The sequence below is a fragment of the Mycobacterium florentinum genome (genome assembly GCF_010730355.1).
Lineage (GTDB): Bacteria > Actinomycetota > Actinomycetes > Mycobacteriales > Mycobacteriaceae > Mycobacterium > Mycobacterium florentinum.
In genome coordinates this window covers 4,697,738-4,715,152 of sequence record NZ_AP022576.1, presented here as the reverse complement: position 1 = coordinate 4,715,152, position 17,415 = coordinate 4,697,738, and the positions used below count along the sequence as shown (strand labels likewise).

15 protein-coding genes are annotated in these 17,415 nt (G+C 64.1%); 4 read left to right on the top strand and 11 right to left on the bottom strand.

Annotation, left to right across the window (positions count from 1 at the left end):
- Positions 1 to 184: 184 nt before the first annotated feature.
- A complete protein-coding gene (locus G6N55_RS22485; RefSeq protein ID WP_163667461.1) occupies positions 185 to 1,300 on the bottom strand; it encodes an LLM class flavin-dependent oxidoreductase in 1,116 nt (371 codons plus the stop codon).
- Between the two features lie 227 nt (positions 1,301 to 1,527).
- Between G6N55_RS22485 and G6N55_RS22480 the strand changes: the two genes are divergently transcribed.
- Positions 1,528 to 3,084: a class I adenylate-forming enzyme family protein gene (locus tag G6N55_RS22480; RefSeq protein WP_085219848.1), complete on the top strand. Its 1,557-nt coding sequence runs from the start codon at positions 1,528 to 1,530 to the stop codon at positions 3,082 to 3,084.
- Positions 3,085 to 3,103: 19 nt separating this feature from the next.
- On the top strand, positions 3,104 to 4,360 hold the full coding sequence (locus G6N55_RS22475; RefSeq protein WP_085219849.1) for a bifunctional 3,4-dihydroxy-2-butanone-4-phosphate synthase/GTP cyclohydrolase II: 1,257 nt from the start codon (positions 3,104 to 3,106) through the stop codon (positions 4,358 to 4,360).
- A gap of 11 nt (positions 4,361 to 4,371) precedes the next feature.
- On the opposite strand, the gene G6N55_RS22470 is transcribed toward G6N55_RS22475, so the two are convergent.
- From G6N55_RS22470 to G6N55_RS22440, 7 genes are read right to left on the bottom strand one after another with little or no spacing between them, the layout of a single operon-like run.
- Entirely contained in the window at positions 4,372 to 5,517 is a 1,146-nt protein-coding gene (locus G6N55_RS22470) for an acyl-CoA dehydrogenase family protein (RefSeq protein ID WP_085219850.1), read from the bottom strand.
- Positions 5,518 to 5,519: 2 nt separating this feature from the next.
- Positions 5,520 to 6,722 (bottom strand): thiolase family protein, encoded by a 1,203-nt coding sequence (locus G6N55_RS22465; RefSeq protein WP_085219851.1) that lies wholly within the window; start codon positions 6,720 to 6,722, stop codon positions 5,520 to 5,522.
- Positions 6,719 to 7,123: a Zn-ribbon domain-containing OB-fold protein gene (locus G6N55_RS22460; protein WP_085219852.1), complete on the bottom strand. Its 405-nt coding sequence runs from the start codon at positions 7,121 to 7,123 to the stop codon at positions 6,719 to 6,721. The genes G6N55_RS22465 and G6N55_RS22460 overlap by 4 nt, the downstream gene beginning before the upstream one ends.
- The gene (locus tag G6N55_RS22455; protein ID WP_085219904.1) at positions 7,120 to 7,995 is read right to left on the bottom strand and encodes a MaoC/PaaZ C-terminal domain-containing protein; all 876 of its coding nucleotides are present in this window, start codon (positions 7,993 to 7,995) and stop codon (positions 7,120 to 7,122) included. The genes G6N55_RS22460 and G6N55_RS22455 overlap by 4 nt, the downstream gene beginning before the upstream one ends.
- Positions 7,996 to 8,006: 11 nt before the next feature.
- The gene (locus G6N55_RS22450; protein ID WP_085219853.1) at positions 8,007 to 8,948 is read right to left on the bottom strand and encodes an SDR family NAD(P)-dependent oxidoreductase; all 942 of its coding nucleotides are present in this window, start codon (positions 8,946 to 8,948) and stop codon (positions 8,007 to 8,009) included.
- Positions 8,935 to 10,563, bottom strand: coding sequence for a class I adenylate-forming enzyme family protein (locus G6N55_RS22445; protein ID WP_085219854.1), 1,629 nt, complete (start codon positions 10,561 to 10,563; stop codon positions 8,935 to 8,937). The genes G6N55_RS22450 and G6N55_RS22445 overlap by 14 nt, the downstream gene beginning before the upstream one ends.
- Entirely contained in the window at positions 10,560 to 11,705 is a 1,146-nt protein-coding gene (locus G6N55_RS22440) for an FAS1-like dehydratase domain-containing protein (RefSeq protein WP_197747367.1), read from the bottom strand. Before G6N55_RS22440 ends, G6N55_RS22445 begins: the two co-directional genes overlap by 4 nt.
- A gap of 412 nt (positions 11,706 to 12,117) precedes the next feature.
- On the opposite strand from G6N55_RS22440, the gene G6N55_RS22435 reads away from it, so the two are divergent.
- Positions 12,118 to 13,413, top strand: a complete 1,296-nt coding sequence (locus tag G6N55_RS22435; RefSeq protein WP_085219855.1) for a TetR/AcrR family transcriptional regulator — start codon at positions 12,118 to 12,120, stop codon at positions 13,411 to 13,413.
- Between the two features lie 11 nt (positions 13,414 to 13,424).
- Here G6N55_RS22435 and G6N55_RS22430 read toward each other — a convergent pair whose 3' ends face one another.
- A complete protein-coding gene (locus G6N55_RS22430) occupies positions 13,425 to 14,603 on the bottom strand; it encodes a thiolase family protein (protein WP_085219906.1) in 1,179 nt (392 codons plus the stop codon).
- Positions 14,603 to 15,364, bottom strand: coding sequence for an SDR family oxidoreductase (locus G6N55_RS22425; protein WP_085219856.1), 762 nt, complete (start codon positions 15,362 to 15,364; stop codon positions 14,603 to 14,605). Before G6N55_RS22425 ends, G6N55_RS22430 begins: the two co-directional genes overlap by 1 nt.
- Before the next feature lie 112 nt (positions 15,365 to 15,476).
- Between G6N55_RS22425 and G6N55_RS22420 the strand changes: the two genes are divergently transcribed.
- Complete coding sequence (locus G6N55_RS22420) at positions 15,477 to 16,457, top strand: NAD(P)H-dependent flavin oxidoreductase (RefSeq protein WP_085219857.1); 981 nt, start codon at positions 15,477 to 15,479, stop codon at positions 16,455 to 16,457.
- On the opposite strand, the gene G6N55_RS22415 is transcribed toward G6N55_RS22420, so the two are convergent.
- The gene (locus G6N55_RS22415) at positions 16,422 to 17,360 is read right to left on the bottom strand and encodes an alpha/beta hydrolase (RefSeq protein ID WP_085219858.1); all 939 of its coding nucleotides are present in this window, start codon (positions 17,358 to 17,360) and stop codon (positions 16,422 to 16,424) included. The genes G6N55_RS22420 and G6N55_RS22415 overlap by 36 nt on opposite strands.
- Positions 17,361 to 17,415 lie beyond the last annotated feature (55 nt).

Below are 17,415 nucleotides of genomic sequence, written 5' to 3'. Positions count from 1 at the left end.
GCAACGTCAGTGCGGCGCCGCCCTTCGATCAGCTTGGATACAAGCATGTGTCAATTCCCCTTGGGCAGATCCGATGTGGCCGCGCTGATCACGCCCCTGCGCCATGCGGTCGTGGCGACGCTCGCCGAACCGCCGCCTCGACGGCGGCTCCGGGAGCGATCGGTACTCACGAAACGCAAAGCCGCTAGGCCGATACGGAACACGAGGAGGCGACCCGGGGTATGACCTCCGAACCGAACAGCTCGATCGACCGCATCACCTTGTCATGGGGAATCCCACCGATTGCGTGACTGGTGATGATCTGATCGATATCCAGAGCGGCGAACGAATTGATCGTGTTGAGGCACTCGTCAGGGCTTCCCACGCTGATGACACCCAGGTCGATCAGCGCATCGATGACGTTGCCGTACTTTGCCACGAGCCGCTCGATGTCGGCGGCGTCTTCGGGCAGCATCTTCGCGTAGATCTCGTAGCCGGGTTTACCCGAAACCGTTGAGAACAGCTGGAATACATTCGCGCTGTACCACTCGATCGCGGGACCGCCAACCGCACGCGCTTCATCACGAGACTCGGCGCAGTGGGTGAGCACGTACGCCGCCATCTGATTGTTGATTTCCTCAGGCGGCTTCGGGCACTGTTTGATGGCATCGCGGTATACCTCGATCAGCGGCGTGAGCTTCTCGGCGTGTCCGATGATGAACGCCAGCACACCCAAGCCGTTGCGGCCGGCTATCTCAAAGCTTTCGGGGCTACTCGCCGCCATCCACATCGGAGGACCCGGGCGCTGCACCGGCTTGGGCCACACCTCACGCGAAGGCAACTTCAGGTAGGTGCCGTCGATGCCCGGATACGGCTCATCCCGCCACATCTTCGGAATCTCCTGCAGAGCCTCTAGCCACATTCCACGGGCATCGCCGGGTTCGATCCCGTAGGCCTCGAGTTCGCTTGCGGTGGCGGCGCGGCCGGTTCCGAATTCGACTCGCCCCTTCGACAAGATATCCAGGGCGGCGACTCGCTCCGCGACATGGAACGTCGGGTTGAAATTCGGCGGCAACAGCACGACCCCGTGTCCGATCCGGATACGTTCGGTGTGCTGCGCCACCGCTGAAAGCCAGACTTCGGGGGATGAGCCGTGCGAATACTCGGTCAGAAAGTGATGTTCGACGTGCCAGAGGTAGTCGAAGCCGACCCGCTCGGCCAGTTTGGCCTGCTCGATGGCGTCCCAATAGTGGTGGAACTCGGCCCCTTCCGACCAGGGCCGCGGTCCTAGTTGCATCTCCCACAACATCCCGTACTTCATTTGTGGCTGCTCTCCTTTGTCTCGGTAATGCACGACACCAACACAAAGAGCACCACGACCCGATCGTGGTGACATGCGTAGCGGCTACGCTGCCTACCCCGCACCCCGGACGGGGCCGGCGGAGCGTAGTCAATACGCTTCGGCTCCGAGCCGGTCTGGCGTTGAGTGTTAGACGTGAGCACTCATTACGCGGTGGCCGCCCCGGCCGCCAGATTGGCGCTTGGCAAATGCATGTGACCGACCACCTGGATGCGGCAGCACGATGCTGGCCGAACCGCTGCGGTTTCGGGGGTTCCGGAGGCGACATCTCGTTTTCCGAAGCTCGTACCGCGGTCAACAAGCTGGCCCGAGCACTCGTCGCCGATGGCTGCAAGGTGGGCATGCCCTTCGCCGTGATCAGCCCGAACGACTCGAGAACGCTGGTCACGATGCTCGGCGCAATGCGGGCGGGAGGAGCCTGGTGCAACGTCAATTCCAGTGCACCCCTTGCCGTCACGACCGATCTGCTCCGGCGAGGCGGTTGTCGGATTCTGTTCTATCACTCGTCGGTGGCGGACAAAGTGCCCGCGATCGCGGCTGAATTACCCAATGTGACTCGGCTGTTGTGCATCGATTCAGCCGACACCGATCATCCGTGGGCGGCTCAGTGGTCGCAGCATCACTCAGATGCCGCTTTGGATTTGGCCATTCCGGGCGACGCTCTTGGCTGTCAGGGAGTAACCGGCGGCACCAGCGGCCACCCGAAGATCACCCAGGCGTCGCATGACTTCCTGCTGATGTCGACCCTGGCCTGGGCGACCTGCTGGCACTTCGACGAACCACCGGTCAATCTGGCAGTCGCGCCGATCACCCATGCCGGCGGAATGATTGCATTGGCGCAGATGCAGTTCGGTGGCACCACCATCTGCTTGGCCCCTCCCGATGTGGGAGAGGTGATTCGGCGTATCCAGGAGCACCGGGTCACCACGGTCTTCCTGCCGCCGACATTGATATACCGGCTGCTATCCCACCCGGAGCTGCGACATGCGGATCTGTCCTCCCTGCGGTACGTGATCTCGGCCGGCGCCCCGATAGCCCCAGAGCGGATCACGGATGCGGTCCACGCGCTGGGGCCGGTGGTGGCGCAAGCCTACGGACAGACGGAGGCAGGATTTCCATTGACGTGGATGTCGCCGACGAAGGTCGCGACCGCGGTCCTGTCACGTGATACCAAGCGCCTCTTGTCATGTGGTAGGCCCACCTTCATCAGCACACAGCTGGAGGCGATGGACGACGACGGCATCATCCTCCCACCGGGAGAGACCGGCGAGATTGTGTTGCGCGGGCCGACCACGATGCTTTGCTATCTGGACGATCCGGAAGCCACCGCGGAGGTGCAACGCCACGGTTGGCATCACACCGGCGACATCGGCCATCGTGACGAAGACGGCTACGTCTTCATCACCGACCGCCTCCGAGATGTCATTATCTCGGGCGGCTTCAACGTCTTCCCCTTCGAAGTGGAACAGGCCATCCTCGAACGCCCGGAGGTCGCGGACTGTGCGGTCATCGGGGTTCCCAGCGAGCAGTGGGGCGAAACCGTGCACGCTTGCATCGAGCTGCGCCCCGGCGCCGTCCTCAGCGAAACCACGCTGATCGACCACTGCAAGCGCCTGGTGGGCTCGGTCAAGGCACCCAAGACCATTGAGTTCGTCACCGGGCTCCCCCGAAGCCCAGTCGGAAAAGTCCTCAAACGCGAACTTCGCGCCCCTTATTGGGCGAACAGGGCGCGATCCATTGTCTGACCCGCGAATTGGAGCACCCATGTCAGAGTCACATTCCGTCGCCGACGCGATTGACGCGGTCTCCCGCGGTGACATCGTGATCGTCACCGACGATGAGGATCGGGAGAATGAAGGTGATCTCGTGATGGCGGCCGATGCCGCCACCGCCGACAAGATCGCCTTCTTCCTGCGCCACACATCGGGCCTCATCTGTGTCGGAATGGATCCGCAGCGCTGCGACCAGTTGGATCTGGCCGACATGGTCCCGGCGAACACCGATCCCAAACGCACCGCGTTTACGGTATCGGTCGATGCCGGCACCGATGTGACGACCGGAATCTCGGCGCGCGACCGAGCCGTAACGCTGCGCTGTCTGGTCGATCCGAGCACCCGCGCACACGATTTCACTCGCCCCGGCCATGTCTTTCCCCTGCGCGCGCGCCAAGGTGGAGTGCTCGCGCGCGCCGGCCATACCGAAGCGGCCGTGGATCTGACGCGTCTCGCGGGCCGAGCGATCGGCGGGGTGCTATGCGAAGTGGTGACCCCGGACAAGCGATCCATGGCCCGGCGCGCCGACTTGCGCAGACTCGCGAGATCCTGCGGGCTACGCCACATCTCCATCGCGGATCTGATCGACTACCGGCGGCGCACCGAAACACGGATTACTGCAACGCATTCGGCGTTGATACCAACACGTCACGGCACCTTTGAATGCCGCGCGTGGACGTCGGGCCCGGACGGGGTCGAACACGTGGCCTTGATCATGGGCGACCTGGGTGGCGACGAACCGGTACTCGTACGGCTGCATAGCGAATGCCTCACCGGCGACGTGCTCGGATCGCAGCGCTGTGACTGCGGCCAGCAGCTCGATGACTCGCTTGCCCACATCGCCCATCGGGGACGCGGCGCAGTCGTCTACCTGCGCGGCCACGAAGGGCGGGGCATCGGCATTGGTCATAAGCTGGCTGCCTACGCTCTGCAGGATCTCGGCCGTGACACCGTGGATGCGAATATCGAACTCGGGCTGCCGGTTGACGGCCGCGACTACTGCGTTGGCGTCGCAATACTTCGTGACCTCGGGGTCCGCAGCGTACGGCTGATGACAAACAGCCCCGCCAAATGCGACGCGTTGTCCCGGTACGGAATCGAGATCGCCGAACGCGTACCGTTGCTGCCGCGGCTCACGGCCCACAACGTCAACTACCTGAAGACCAAGCGGGAGCGTCTCGGCCACCGCATCGACATCGACCTGAGTGTCACATCAGACACCGCCGAACGCGATAGCGCGGCTTCGTAGCGACAATCGCACTACAAGTCGAGAGATTTGCTGATGATGGTCTTCATGACTTCGCTTGTGCCACCGTAGATTCTGGTGACACGCGCGTCGGCGTAGAGGCGCGCGATCGGGTAGTCCAACATGTAGCCGTACCCGCCGAACAGTTGCAGGCAACGGTCGAGCGTGCGGCCCTGCAGCTCCGAGCAAAAGAGCTTGACCTGGGCGGCGTCGACCGCATCCAGTTGCTTTTGTTCATGGGCGACCGCAGCCGCATCGAACATCGCTTGGCCCGCAGCGATCTCCGTGGCCACCGTGGCGAGCTCGAACTTTGTGTTCTGAAATGTGCTCAGCTGCTTGCCGAATACCTGTCGTTGCTTGACGTAGTCGACGGTGACGTCAAGCGCCGCTTGCGCCGATGAGATCGCGTTGAGCGCGACGCCGAGTCGCTCGCCGGCGAGGTTGTGCGCAAGATAGCGGAAGGCCTCGCCTTCATCGCCCAGCAGGTTGGTGACCGGAACCCGAACGTGATCGAACGTCAGCTCGGCGGTATCTTGAACCGGCAGCCCGAGTTTGCTGAGGTTTCTCCCCTTTGTGAAGCCCGCCATGCCGTCTTCGACGACGAGCAACGACAATCCGCCGCGGCGGTCATCGGTGTTCGATGTCCTAACAACCACGATCACCGCATCGGCTTGGATGCCACCAGTGATGAATGTCTTTGCGCCGGTGACGATGTACTCGTCGCCGTCGCGCACGGCGACCGTCTTGATACCACCAAGGTCGGACCCGGTGTTGGGTTCGGTCATGGCAATGGCGGTCAGCATGTCGCCTGTCGCACATCGTGGTAGCCACCGCTGGCGTTGTTCGTCGTTGCAGTAGGCCAGGAAGTACGGCATCACAACGTCGAGGTGACAGCGCAGCGGCCCAAGCTGAACCAGAGCACGCGCGGTTTCCTCATGGAGCACGACGCTGAATAGGTAGCCCGCCGCGCCCGAGCCTCCGTATTCGACGGGGATGTTCATGCCGAGGACACCGAGCTCGCCCAGCCTGCGGAAGAAGTCGCGCGGCACCAGCTTGGCATCAAGCCACTCGGGGAAGTTCGGTACCACCTCGCGTTGGAGGAACGTGCGGATCATCGCACGAAAGTCCTCGTGATCGCTCGTGAAAAGCGTTCGCTTCACGGCTATGCGGCGCGTTTCTCGAGGATGTGAATCCCGCAGGCCGACCCCAGTCCGATGACATGCGCCAGCCCCACCTTCGCCTGCGGAACCTGCCGCTCGCCGGCTTCACCGCGCAGGTGGGCCGTGATCTCGTAGAGTCCGGCCACGCCCGTCGCGCCGATGGGGTGTCCCTTGGATAACAGACCACCCGATACGTTCACCGGAGTCCGGCCGTCGGCCTCGGCGGCACCCGAGGAGATGAATTCTCCCGCGGCGCCGGGCGCGCACAGGCCCAGGTTGTCGTAGTGCAGCAATTCGGCGGTGGCGAAGCAGTCGTGAAGCTCGACCAGGCTCAGGTCCTCGGGGCCGATCCCGGCTACCTCGTAGGCCAGTGCCGCGGCGTTGCGGGTGAGCGTGTTGATATCCGGCTGCACCTGTGCGGATTCCGTCCAGGGGTCGGTGGTGAGCACCGAAGCCGAGACCTTGACCGCTCGTCGCCGCACGTCGGGATCGAGCGTGGCCAACCTTTGGTCGGAGACCAGGATCACCGCGGCGGCGCCGTCGCCGGTGGGACAGCACATCGGCAGCGTGTTGGGGTATGCGATTTCGTCCGCCTGCAGTATCTCCTCCAGCGAGAACGCTTTGCGGTACTGGGCATAGGGATTGCGGACGGAGTTGCGGTGGTTCTTGACTGCGACCATCGCAAATTGTTCGCGGGTCACTCCGTGCTGTAGGGCGTATTCCAGTCCCGCTTGGGCGAAAACGCCCGGCATCAACTGGGTGCCCAGCAACCCTTCGGTCGGTAGCACGCCCGCGTATCGACCCTTCGGCACGAACGATTTCCGATCACCGCGTTTGGATTTACTTCCGAGCAAACCCATCTTGCCCATCTGCTCAGCCCCGACGGCCAGGGCGACGTCGCATTCGCCGGATTTGATGGCCATCAAGGCAAGTCGCACGGCGGAAGCGCCGGTGGCGCACGCGTTGAAGACGTTGTAGGCGGGAATGCCGGTCTGGCCGATTTGCTTCTGCAGTCGCTGGGCGACGCCCGAATTCGACTCATAGGCATTGCCGCAAGCCAGAATCCGCACCTGCGACATGGCGATCGACGCGTCCGTCAGGGCACTCAACGCGGCTTCACTGGCCAGATCGATGACGTCTTTGTCGGAGTAGCGGCCAATCCTTGTCATGGCCGCTCCGACGATCCACACATCTGCAGAACTCATTGCCTCTCTCCGATCTGCTTGAAGCCGAAACCGACCGCTTCGTTCCCGTCGTCGTCGGAGTCGATCACGAACGTCGTAAGTTCGACGTCGCGAACGGCCTCGATGCTGGCTGGGTCGGCGGGCACGTCGACCAGATTGGCCTTGACGATGCCGCCACCGTCGAGGTCGACGATCGCGGATACGTAGGGCGTTGGTATCGACGCGGAGGCACGATGGACGATCGTGTACGCGCGCACGCGCCCGGTATTCGACAAGCCCCGCCAGGCAAAGCCGGTTTCTCCGCACGATGCGCACGCGTTGCGGCGATCGAAATACAGCGCCTCACATGTGGTGCAGCAGTGTGCGCGGAGGTGGGGCGTGCTGTCGAGTACGAGGTAGTCGACGAGGGGTATCTGGGTCATCCTGGCTCCTTTCGGCTGGTTCGCGGGCGGAGTTCGCCCGATGCAAACTGGCATGTTCCGCCGGTGATGACCTCTGTGTCCTTGACGCGCGTACGAAACGTCAGGCTGTCCTCATCCGTGCGCCACATGTCCACGGTTAACGGATCACCGGGGAAGACCGGCGCCGCGAACGAGCCGGCGATCGAAACCACGTTCGCGGCGTCACCTTCGGCCATGGTCTCGACGATGGCACGGGTCGAGACGCCAAATGTGCAGAGCCCGTGCAGTATCGGCCGATCAAAGCCCGCCGCACGCGCGAACGAGGGGTCGGAATGCAGCGGATTCCGATCGCCGGACAGGCGATAGATGAGCGCCTGGTTTTCGGCGGTCGCCACCGTGACCGATGCGTCTGGTTGGCGCTGCGGTGGTTCGGATCTCAGCGACGGACCTTTCTCGCCGCCCCAGCCGCCGGCCCCCCGAATATAGAGATGCATCGTGGAGGTCCACAGCTTCTCGCCGCTGCCGGCATCTCGTCCGACCGTTTCCGTGACGACAATGGCAGCCTTGCCTTTGTCGTAGATGCCGGTCACCGTTGCCACGTTGTTCGCGGATCCTTTCGGCGGCAGCGGCTGATGCAACGAAACATGCTGTGCGGCGTGAACGAGCTTGGTCCAATCGATGTCACCAATCATGGTGAGGATTGGGGTGCGCGCGAGCACGACGGGCATCGATGGCAACGTCTGCAACGTGATGCCTTTGGAATTCTCGGTAGTGAATTGCAGGGCGTCGACCCCGCATCCGGCGCCCAGCGCGTAGAGGATGGTGTCCTTTGTCGTCCAATCGACTCGGACGGGATCGGTCGTGATTCCTACGGCTTCGTGATTCAGCGGCATGAGGATCCGGCTCACTGTCTCGGGAGCCGGGCGTAGCCGCGGGGACCCTCATATACATCCGCCCCGAGGTTCTTGAAGAGCTCGTCGCGCCGCTGCGCCAATTCGTCGACGGTCCACTTGCCCTGCTTGAAGACGATGTCGCTGACCTGAGGCAGCTTGACGTGCGCGACGGCCCCGCCGCACACGATGAAGGTCTGCGCGGTGATGTCGGCCGCCATGTCGGTGGCCAAGAATGCCACAAACGGTGCGATGTTGTCCGGATCCATCGCGTCGAATGGCTGCTCCGCCGTTTGGAATTCCCCCGCGCGAGCCGAGTTCTCGAATGTCGTGGTAGTCAACCGAGTACGGGCTCTAGGCGCGATGGCGTTCACGGTGGTGCCGTACTTGGCGGTCTCACGCGCCACCGCGACGGTAAACGCGACGATGCCCATCTTGGCGGCGTCGTAATTCGACTGTCCCGCGTTGCCGAACAGACCGGATTCGCTGGTGGTGTTGATGACCGCCCGATGGCTGGTCCTGCCGGCCTTGCTCTCGGCGCGCCAGTGTCGGGATGCGGCGCGAGTGGGCAGGAAATGGCCCATCAGGTGCATGTTGATCACTTCCGACCAGTCTTTCGGGTCGATGCTGAAGACCATTCCGTCGCGCAGGATTCCCGCGTTGTTGACCAGGATGTCCAGTCGCCCAAAGGCATCGAGTGCCTGGCTAACCATGTTCTCGGCACCGTCGGGGTCGGTGACGTCGTCGAAGTTGGCCACCGCCTCCCCGCCGGCCTCCACGATTTCTTGAGCCAGCGCCGCCGCCGGTCGTTGGTCTGCCCCCTGCCCGTCCCAGGCGCTGCCGAGGTCGTTGACGACGACCTTCGCCCCTTGGGCCGCTAGGGCCAACGCCTCACCCCGACCGATACCCCGGCCTGCGCCGGTAACTATGGCCACTCGGCCGTCAAGATGCGTCATCGCGAGTTTCCTTTCTTCCGATGGTGATTGGAGTGTCGACCCATCGTTCGACCAGTTCACGTTTTACGACTTTTCCAGTGCTGCCCAGCGGTAGCGGCTCGGTACCGAGCCACCATCGAGACGGAACTTCGAAGTGGGCGAGAGTGGTTGCGGCAAAGGCCCGAAGATCGCTGGCATCAACCTCGTCGCCGGCTCTGACGACGACGGCGGCACCCACTTCTTCACCCAGCGTCGGATGCGGCAGCGCGACGACGGCGACGTCGCGCACGCTTGGGTGTTGCAGGAGGCGGTCCTCGACATGTCCGGGAGCGATGTTCTCTCCCCCGCGAATGATGATGTCGCGCGAGCGTCCGACGATGTACAGGTAGCCTTCTGCGTCCAGGCGACCCAGGTCGCCGGTATGCAACCAGCCCTGGTCGTCGATCGGATTGGTGGCCTCGCCTTCGTTCAGGAATCCCGACATCAACGTCGGCGCTTTGGCCAGAACCTCACCCACTCCGTCAATGTCAGGGTTCGTGATCATTATCTCCGTTGTGGGCAAGGGTTTTCCGACACATCCCGGCCGGTCGAGCAGGTCAGTACCTCCCGCCGCCGTGAGCGCACCGCCGGACTCCGTTTGCCCGTAGATGCTGGCGATGTTGCGGCGCGCCGAAGGCATTGCACGAGCGATCTTTTCGGCGAGCTCCGGCACCACGAGCGAGCCGCCCATGGCGATGGACACGAGGCTGGAGGTGTCGTAGTGCTGCAGGCGTGGGCTGTCGAGCACTCGCGAGATCATGGTGGGCACCCCGCCGAAGAAGGTGATCCGCTCGCGCTCGATCAGGCGCAACACCTCCTCCGCGTCAAAACGCCCCTCCAAGAACAGGAGCCGGCCCCCGGACAACTGAGCCGACACCAGGGTCTGAAACCCGCCGACGTGAAACAGGGGTAGACACATCAGGCTCACGGTGCCCTGATGATCGTCGGGCAGCCGGTCGGGCAGCCGACGCGTCCGCACAAGTACGTTCTGAATGTTCGCCACTACAGCGCGTTGGCTGAGGATGACCCCCTTGGGTGCACCCTGGGTGCCGGAGGTGAAGAAGATGGCCGCCGGGTCGGTCTCGTCGGGCAGGTGCGCGGGCACGTCGACGACGGTGGGCTCGCCGTCGACGAGTTCCCTTAGCCCCGAGACCGTGAGCTGCGGCCAGCACCGGACCGCAGTGCGGCCGCACCACTCGTCGTCGACGACAACGAGCGCCGGCTGGATCCGGCGCAACGCCTCACCGACTTCCTCGTCACTCCACCAGGCGTTGGCGAACGCGACGACGCCTCCGATCTTGGCGATGGCCCAGAACGCAGTGACCCATTCCGCGGAATTGCGGGCCAGCAAGGCGATCCGCTGCCCAGGTCGCAGACCGCGGCGACGCAGCTCCGCGGCGACCTCGTCGATGTCGGCGAGATGATCGGCGAAAGTGATCCGGCGATCCCCGGCGACCAGGACCGCCCGATCTCCCCAGCGCGCGAAATCCCGCAGCAGGTCGGCGACGCACCGCGGTCGGTGGGTGTAGTGCCGCCCCTGCTCGGTCTGGGTTACCTCGGTGCCCCACCGATACCCCTGGCGAGCGGCCTGAGTCATTGCGTACTGCGAACCGGCAAGCGAACCACCGCGGACCCCTTCGCGGAAAGCTCGCCCTCCTGCTGACGCGCCGTCTGCTCGATGGTCACCAGGCCGGCATCGGGGTCGACAGCGGTCACAGTTCCCGTGATCTTGACGATGTCACCGGTGGGATTGTGCCGGCGAATCTGCGATTCGTGTTCGACGAGGAACCCGTCGTCTCCCATCCAGTCGGTGATGTGGTGGGTCAGCCACGACGCCCGCTCCGGCCCGTAGTCATAGGCGCGCGGCGTGCCCACCCGACGCGCAAGTTCGTCGTCCCAGTGCACCCGCTCGGGTGCGTCCGGGATGCCGAACCGGTCGGGGATGCCGAGGTTTGGGTGGCGCTGTAATTGCTTGTGGGCCAACCGGTTAGCTCGTATGTAAAGACCACCCCAGCCCTGCGCGTAGGCGATGAAGCCGGTCACCGTCATCGGCCCCTTGGTCATCACCGGCAAGGTGTCGCCGACCGCCACTTCATCGACGTACAACGGGACGGCGCCGCGTGGCTGCTCCTCTCGGTAGGCCTGCGCCACCGCCGCAATGTCGTCGTAGCCATATCGCGGCTCGGCTTCACGTGCCGCTTGGTATTTTCCCCGTTCGCGCGCGGTGTCACGTTCGGTGCGGAAGCACCAGGAGTCCCCCTCCGCGACGAGTTGGCCATCGACATAAAAGTCGACGTGGTAGATCTGCTGAATGGCCCGGCCCGCGAATTCGGTCTGATGCTCCACGAGGTCCTTGAGATACGCCTCGGTCCCGACCTGGTCGCCGCGCCGTAGGTGCCGGTGCCACTTGGTGGCGGCGCCCGACCACATGGCATGCACCCCGGGCAACCCGCCGACGTACCCGGAATAGATCCGGTTGAGCGCGAACAAGAATGACGGCGGCGCCAGAAGCGTCTGGTGGGAGGAGCTTTCGGCGTAGACAGGATCGCACCACAGCGGGTTGTCGTCGCCGATGCCGTGTGCGTAGTGGCGAATGTTGTCCCGGGTGACCTCGTAACACCAAGGCTCGACGGTGTCGGAGATTTTCACACCGATCATCGCCCGCAGCCCATCCAACGCGCGTTCGGTGATCAAAGAGAACCGCTGGCTCTCGAACTCGACGTCTGTGCCGTGACTCACCGCGGACAGTCCTCCTCTTGTATCGGGCAGCTAGCGCGCATGCGGAAACTATTTGTTTAGTACTAGCTATAATAACTGGTACCACACCACCGAAAGCGAGGCAAGAATTGTGGGTCGGTACACATTGCGAGGCGCGATCGACCGAGGGTCTGCGCTCGCGCCGAGCACTCACCTAGCGCCAGACCCCGTCCAGGACGCGTCCGGATTAGCAGTGCCGCAGTAATTTTCACGTCCAGCACGGGTCACGGACGTGATGGTGCCGCGCAAATTGCCGGCGGCCACACGCGCACCCTCACCATGTCGGGGCGGAGTCGTCATATCATCGTGATACGCATGCAAGGTTTCGTCGGACGGACGCTGGTGGGATTAGGAGAGCGCAGTGGCGGCTAAGGCTTCGCGAAGGCGCCGCCGCATGACTCCCGAGGACCGTCGTGCGCAGATCATCGCCGCAGCACGATCGGTCTTCCTCGACTACGGCTTCGCCGGCACTCGCGTCCGCGATATCGCCGAACGGTCGGGCATAACGGAGAATTTGGTGTATGTCCGGTTCGCCAACAAGAACGAGATCTATCAAGCCGCGGTGACCGACCCGCTCGACGATCTGGTGGATCAACTGGCCTCCGCGGTCACCGAAATGACACAGGCCGGCGAGTCACGACTGAAGCTTTTTGAACGTTTCCACGCGGTGCTGTATACGAGCATGGTGGAGATGGCGCCGCTGCTGGCGGCCGCATTGTTCTCGGTCCCTGAAACGGGTCGCACCTACTTCTCCGACGTTGTGCTACCCAAGTTCACCCAAGCGATCGGCGGCGTCATCACCGACGTCACCGGGTTCGAGGTTGATTCACTGGAACTCGATGTCCTCGTCGAGGGTGTCCTCGGATTGCACTTCGGGTTGTCGCTCGACACAATCTTCGCCAAGCAACCGTTGCCTGTCGAAGTGGTGGCCCGCACGCTGACCGTCATGTTCGGTGAGGGCATTCCAATGCGGAATCAGCGGCGCTTGACCCTTCAGAAGCGCCGGCGGTCACCGCAGGCCGCCACGTCGTCGACGCGATCCGGTGCACCGATCGTTGAGCCCGGCGCCCGGCTGTCTGCCGCCGAGCGCAAAGCTCAGGTTGCCCTGGCCGCTCGAGAAGTGTTCCTCGAGCGGGGGTTGGCCATGGCCCGCACGAAGGAGATCGCCGACGCGGCCGGTATCACCGAGGCGTTCATGTTCCGGTTGTTCGACAGCAAAGAAGAGCTCTACCAACGAGCAATCGAGGATCCGGCCGCGGCGTTGGTGACATCGTGGGCGCGTGAGCTGGGCCAGATCGCGGATAGCGGCGAAGACGCGGTGGAGACCCTGTTGGCGATCAATGAGAAGGGCATCTCGATTCTCAACGAGCTCGCCCCCCTTTTCGTGCTCGCGGTGTTTTCTCAGATGGAGCGGGGCAAGCGGTTCTACCGCCAGATTGTCGAACCGGCGCTACGCCAACCGCTGGTATCGAAGCCCGTCTCGGCCTGGGCTTCCGAAGATGTCAACACGGAGGTGATGTGGCGGGCGATCTTCGGCATTCAGCTGGGGATCGTTATCCGCCATCAACTCACCGGCATACCGATTGACACGTTTGAGGTTGCCCGCCAATTGACACACATGATCGCCACCGGCATCAAGCGGCCGGCGGGCGGTAAGGCCGCCCGAAAAGCGGGCGCCGTCCGGTCCTAGCCGCTCGATTTTCACCCGCGGCGCAGTACGGCTGCGGTGGCCATCCCGCCGCCGCAGCAGATCGTGACAAGCGCGTACGCGCCGTTGCGGCGCACCAATTCGTGCGTCGCCTTGGCGATCAGACCGGCCCCGGTGGCACCGAGCGGGTGACCGAGCGCTATCGCGCCCCCGTTGGGATTGACTCGTTCCTCGTCGGGGCCGAATTCTCGAAGCCAGGCAAGGACTACCGAGGCGAAGGCTTCGTTGATCTCGATGACGCTGAAATCGTCGATCGTCAAGTGGTCCCGCCCCAGCAGCCGCGCCGTCGCATCGATGGGGCCGGTCAGCTTGAGCACCGGATCGCTGCCGACCAGGCATTCATCGACGATGGTCGCCAACGGCCGCAGGCCAAACTTGGCCGCTGTCCGCCTGCTCATGAGCAGCAACGCCGATGCGCCGTCGGACATCTGCGACGAGGATCCGGCGGTGTGTATTCCCCCGGGGTTGACGGGCTGCAGCTTGGCCAGGCCCTCTAGTGTCGTTTCCCTGGGACATTCGTCCCGCACCACCATCCGAGCGGCGGCGTCAGCGTCGCGGGCCGGGACGTCGATGCCGACAATCTGCGTGCCGAACGCATTGTTGGTTTGCGCGACGGCCGCCCGCGCTTGAGACCGCACGGCGAACGCGTCGCAGTCAGCACGCGTCACGCCCCACTTCGCCGCTATCCGGTCCGCGCTCTCGAACTGGGTCGTGTATTCGAATCTGCTGGTGTAGGCCGCCGTAACGGGTCTCCCCAGCGATCCGTCAGCGGGCACCGGAGAGCCCATCGGCACTCCGGACATGGACTCCACTCCGCAGCACACCACAACCCGTGCCTGACCGGACGCCACGAGCGCCTTGCCGAGCGCGACTGCGTGCTGCGACGACCCGCACTGGGCATCGACGGTGCACGCACCGACGTGCACCGGCAGCCCTGCACTCAACCACGCCCACCGGGTGATGTTGGATGCCTGCATTCCGGCCTGGCTGACGCAGCTTCCAACAACGTGATCGACCTCATGGCCATCCAGCCCATTGCGCGTCAGTAGCCCCAGGATCACCTGGCCGAGGAGGTCAACGGAATGAACCGCCGCCAGCGCGCCGCCGCGCTTGCCGAATGGCGAGCGGACGGCGTCGACGATGACGATGTCGCCGTGGTCTGCCTCCCCCATCAGCATCGAGGTCCGCCGGCAACGTAAATCACTTGTCCGGAAACGAATCCCGCCTCTTCGCTGACCAAGAACGACACCGTGTGGGCGATATCTTCCGGGATGCCGACCCGGCGCACCGGAATCTTCTCGGCCGCCTGGGCCATGAACGCGTCGAAGGACAACCCCAGCCGCCGGGCCGTCTCCTCGGTCATCCGCGTAGCGATGAATCCCGGCGCGACTGCGTTGGCGGTAATCCCGAATCGCCCAAGTTCGATCGCCAGTGTCTTGGTGAAGCCCTGCAGGCCGGCCTTGGCCGACGAATAGTTCGACTGGCCGTTGTTGCCCAGCGCGGATGCGCTCGAGATGTTGACCACTCTGCCCCACTTGGCCTGCACCATGTGCTCTCGGACCGCCCTTGTCAACAGGAAGGCCCCCCGAAGGTGCACGCGGATGACGTCATCCCAGTCACTCGCACTCATCTTGTGCAGCAACGCATCGCGGGTAATGCCCGCGTTGTTGACCACAACCGTCGGTGCGCCGACCAACTCGACCAGGCGGACGATTGCGGTGTTTACCGCCGCCTCGTCGGCTACATCGACGGCCATGGCAACGGCCGTACCGCCGTCCCGTTGGACGTCCGCCACCACCTCCGCTGCCTGCTCTTCATCGAGGTCGAGCACGCCGACGGAATATCCCTCGGCGGCAAGCCTTCTGACGACTGCCGCGCCGATACCCTGCCCACCCCCCGACACAACAGCCACCCTGGTGGCGGTCCGAACCATCGCGAATTACCTCGGCTTTCGATCGGAATCACGCGGCCAGCGCCGCACTAAATATATATAGTGATAGCTTAAATACTGCAACTCACGCCATCGCTCTCAGAGGGTTACTCGCATGCCAGGACTGCCCGAAAACATCGCTTTACGGCTACGGATCCCCGCGATCGCGGCCCCGATGCTTACGGTGTCGGGTCCCGATTTGGTGGCCGCGGCCTGCGCGGCCGGCGTGATCGGCGCGTTCCCGACCGCTAATGCCGAATCGGTTGACCAGCTTGACGATTGGCTGTTCTTCATCGCGGATCGCACAGCCGCAGTTGCCAGTGCGCCGTGCGCGGCGAACGTGATCATGCGTTCGCCGCGACTGGAGCACGACGTTGAGACACTGATCCGCCATCGGGTGCCGATCGTGATCACGAGCGTCGGCTCCCCCGCGCCCGTGGTCGCCGCGCTGCATACCGCGGGAGCTCTCGTGCTTGCGGACGTCGCGACAGTTCAGCACGCCCGACAAGCAGTTGCCGCCGGGGCGGACGGGCTGATTCTGCTCTGCGGCGGCGCGGGCGGGCAAACCGGTCATGTCAACGCATTGACTTTCCCCAGGGCGATACGCCAATTCTTCGATGGCCCTTTGATTCTCGCGGGCGGCGTTTGCGACGGTTACGCACTGCGGGCAGCGCTCGTCCTCGGTTGCGACCTCGGCTACATCGGCACTCCGTTCATCGCCACCGGAGAATCGATGGCCTCGCCCGACTACAAGCAGATGCTGGTCGAGTGCTCACTGGACGACATCGTGCTCACCAAGGCATTCACCGGGTTGCCGACGAACATGCTGGCGCCCTCCATCAGGGCCGCCGGTCTGGACCCAGCCAGGCTGGACGAACTGGTGTCGCCGGCACAATCAACAGAGCTTTATGGCCCGGGAAACCCGTCGCGGCGGTGGGTGGATCTGCGCAGTGCCGGGCACTCGGTCAGTGCTGTTCATGCGGTGACGAGCGTTCGCGGTTTGGTGTCCAAGCTCGAGCGCGAGTACCGGGCCGCACTGGGTGCCGACGCCGGGCCGCCGTCACCGGGACTCGACCGGACGGGAAAGTGGTCCTGAATGCACCTGGCAGAACTGGCCGATTTCGGCGATGGCAGAACGGCTTTCCGCGAGCACGGGTGTCATGATGTGCCAGCAGTGATACATCTCCTCGAAGACTGCCAACGTCACGTCGACACCGGCTTGCCGGGCCTTTGCGGCGAACCGGGTCGAGTCATCGGTCAGCGAGTCCCAGGTTCCGGTCATGACGAGCAGTGGGGGCAGGCCGGCCAGATCGCCGTGCAGTGGTGACGCCGACGGCAAGTCAGCCTGCGCGCCTTGCAGGTACGCGGCGGCCATCCCCTGCAACATCGGCTCGGACATGATGGGGTCCACGGCGGCCTTTGCCGAGATCGACTCGGACGACAACGTCATGTCCAGCCATGCCGAGATGCATACGCCGGCCGCGGGAAGGGGCAGCCCGCGATCGCGGAGGGCGATCAGCAATGCCGCGACAAGTCCGCCACCAGCCGAATCGCCCGCCACGACCACGGTGGAGGGGTCGTGTCGCGCGATCGACCACATGTACGCCGTCACCGCGTCTTCGACCGCTGCGGGAAACGGGTTCTCGGGTGCCAAACGGTAGTCGACGAGCAACACGTTGGCATCGGCGGAGCGGGCGAGGTCGGCCGCGGTGCTGGCGTAGCCGGCTGCCGATGCGATCATGTACCCGCCGCCGTGGAAGTAGAGGATTGTGCGCGTGCTTTCGGCGCCGTCGATCCTCGCCCACAGGGCCGGCACGCCACCCGCATTCACCGGCTCGAGGAGCAGGTCAGCCGGCGCCGGGAAGTGGGTCTGGGCCCATTGGTCGTAGGCGCGTCGCAGCTGCTCGGGGCTTGGCGGCTGCTCGGGGTCGGTCGGCGCCATTGCCGCGGCCATCTCCTGCCACAGTTCCAGCGCACGCCGCTTTTCGTTTGTCACCACAGATCAGCTCCTTCATTCGCGAACCTCACTTTCGAGGTTGGCGATCCGGTCCGAG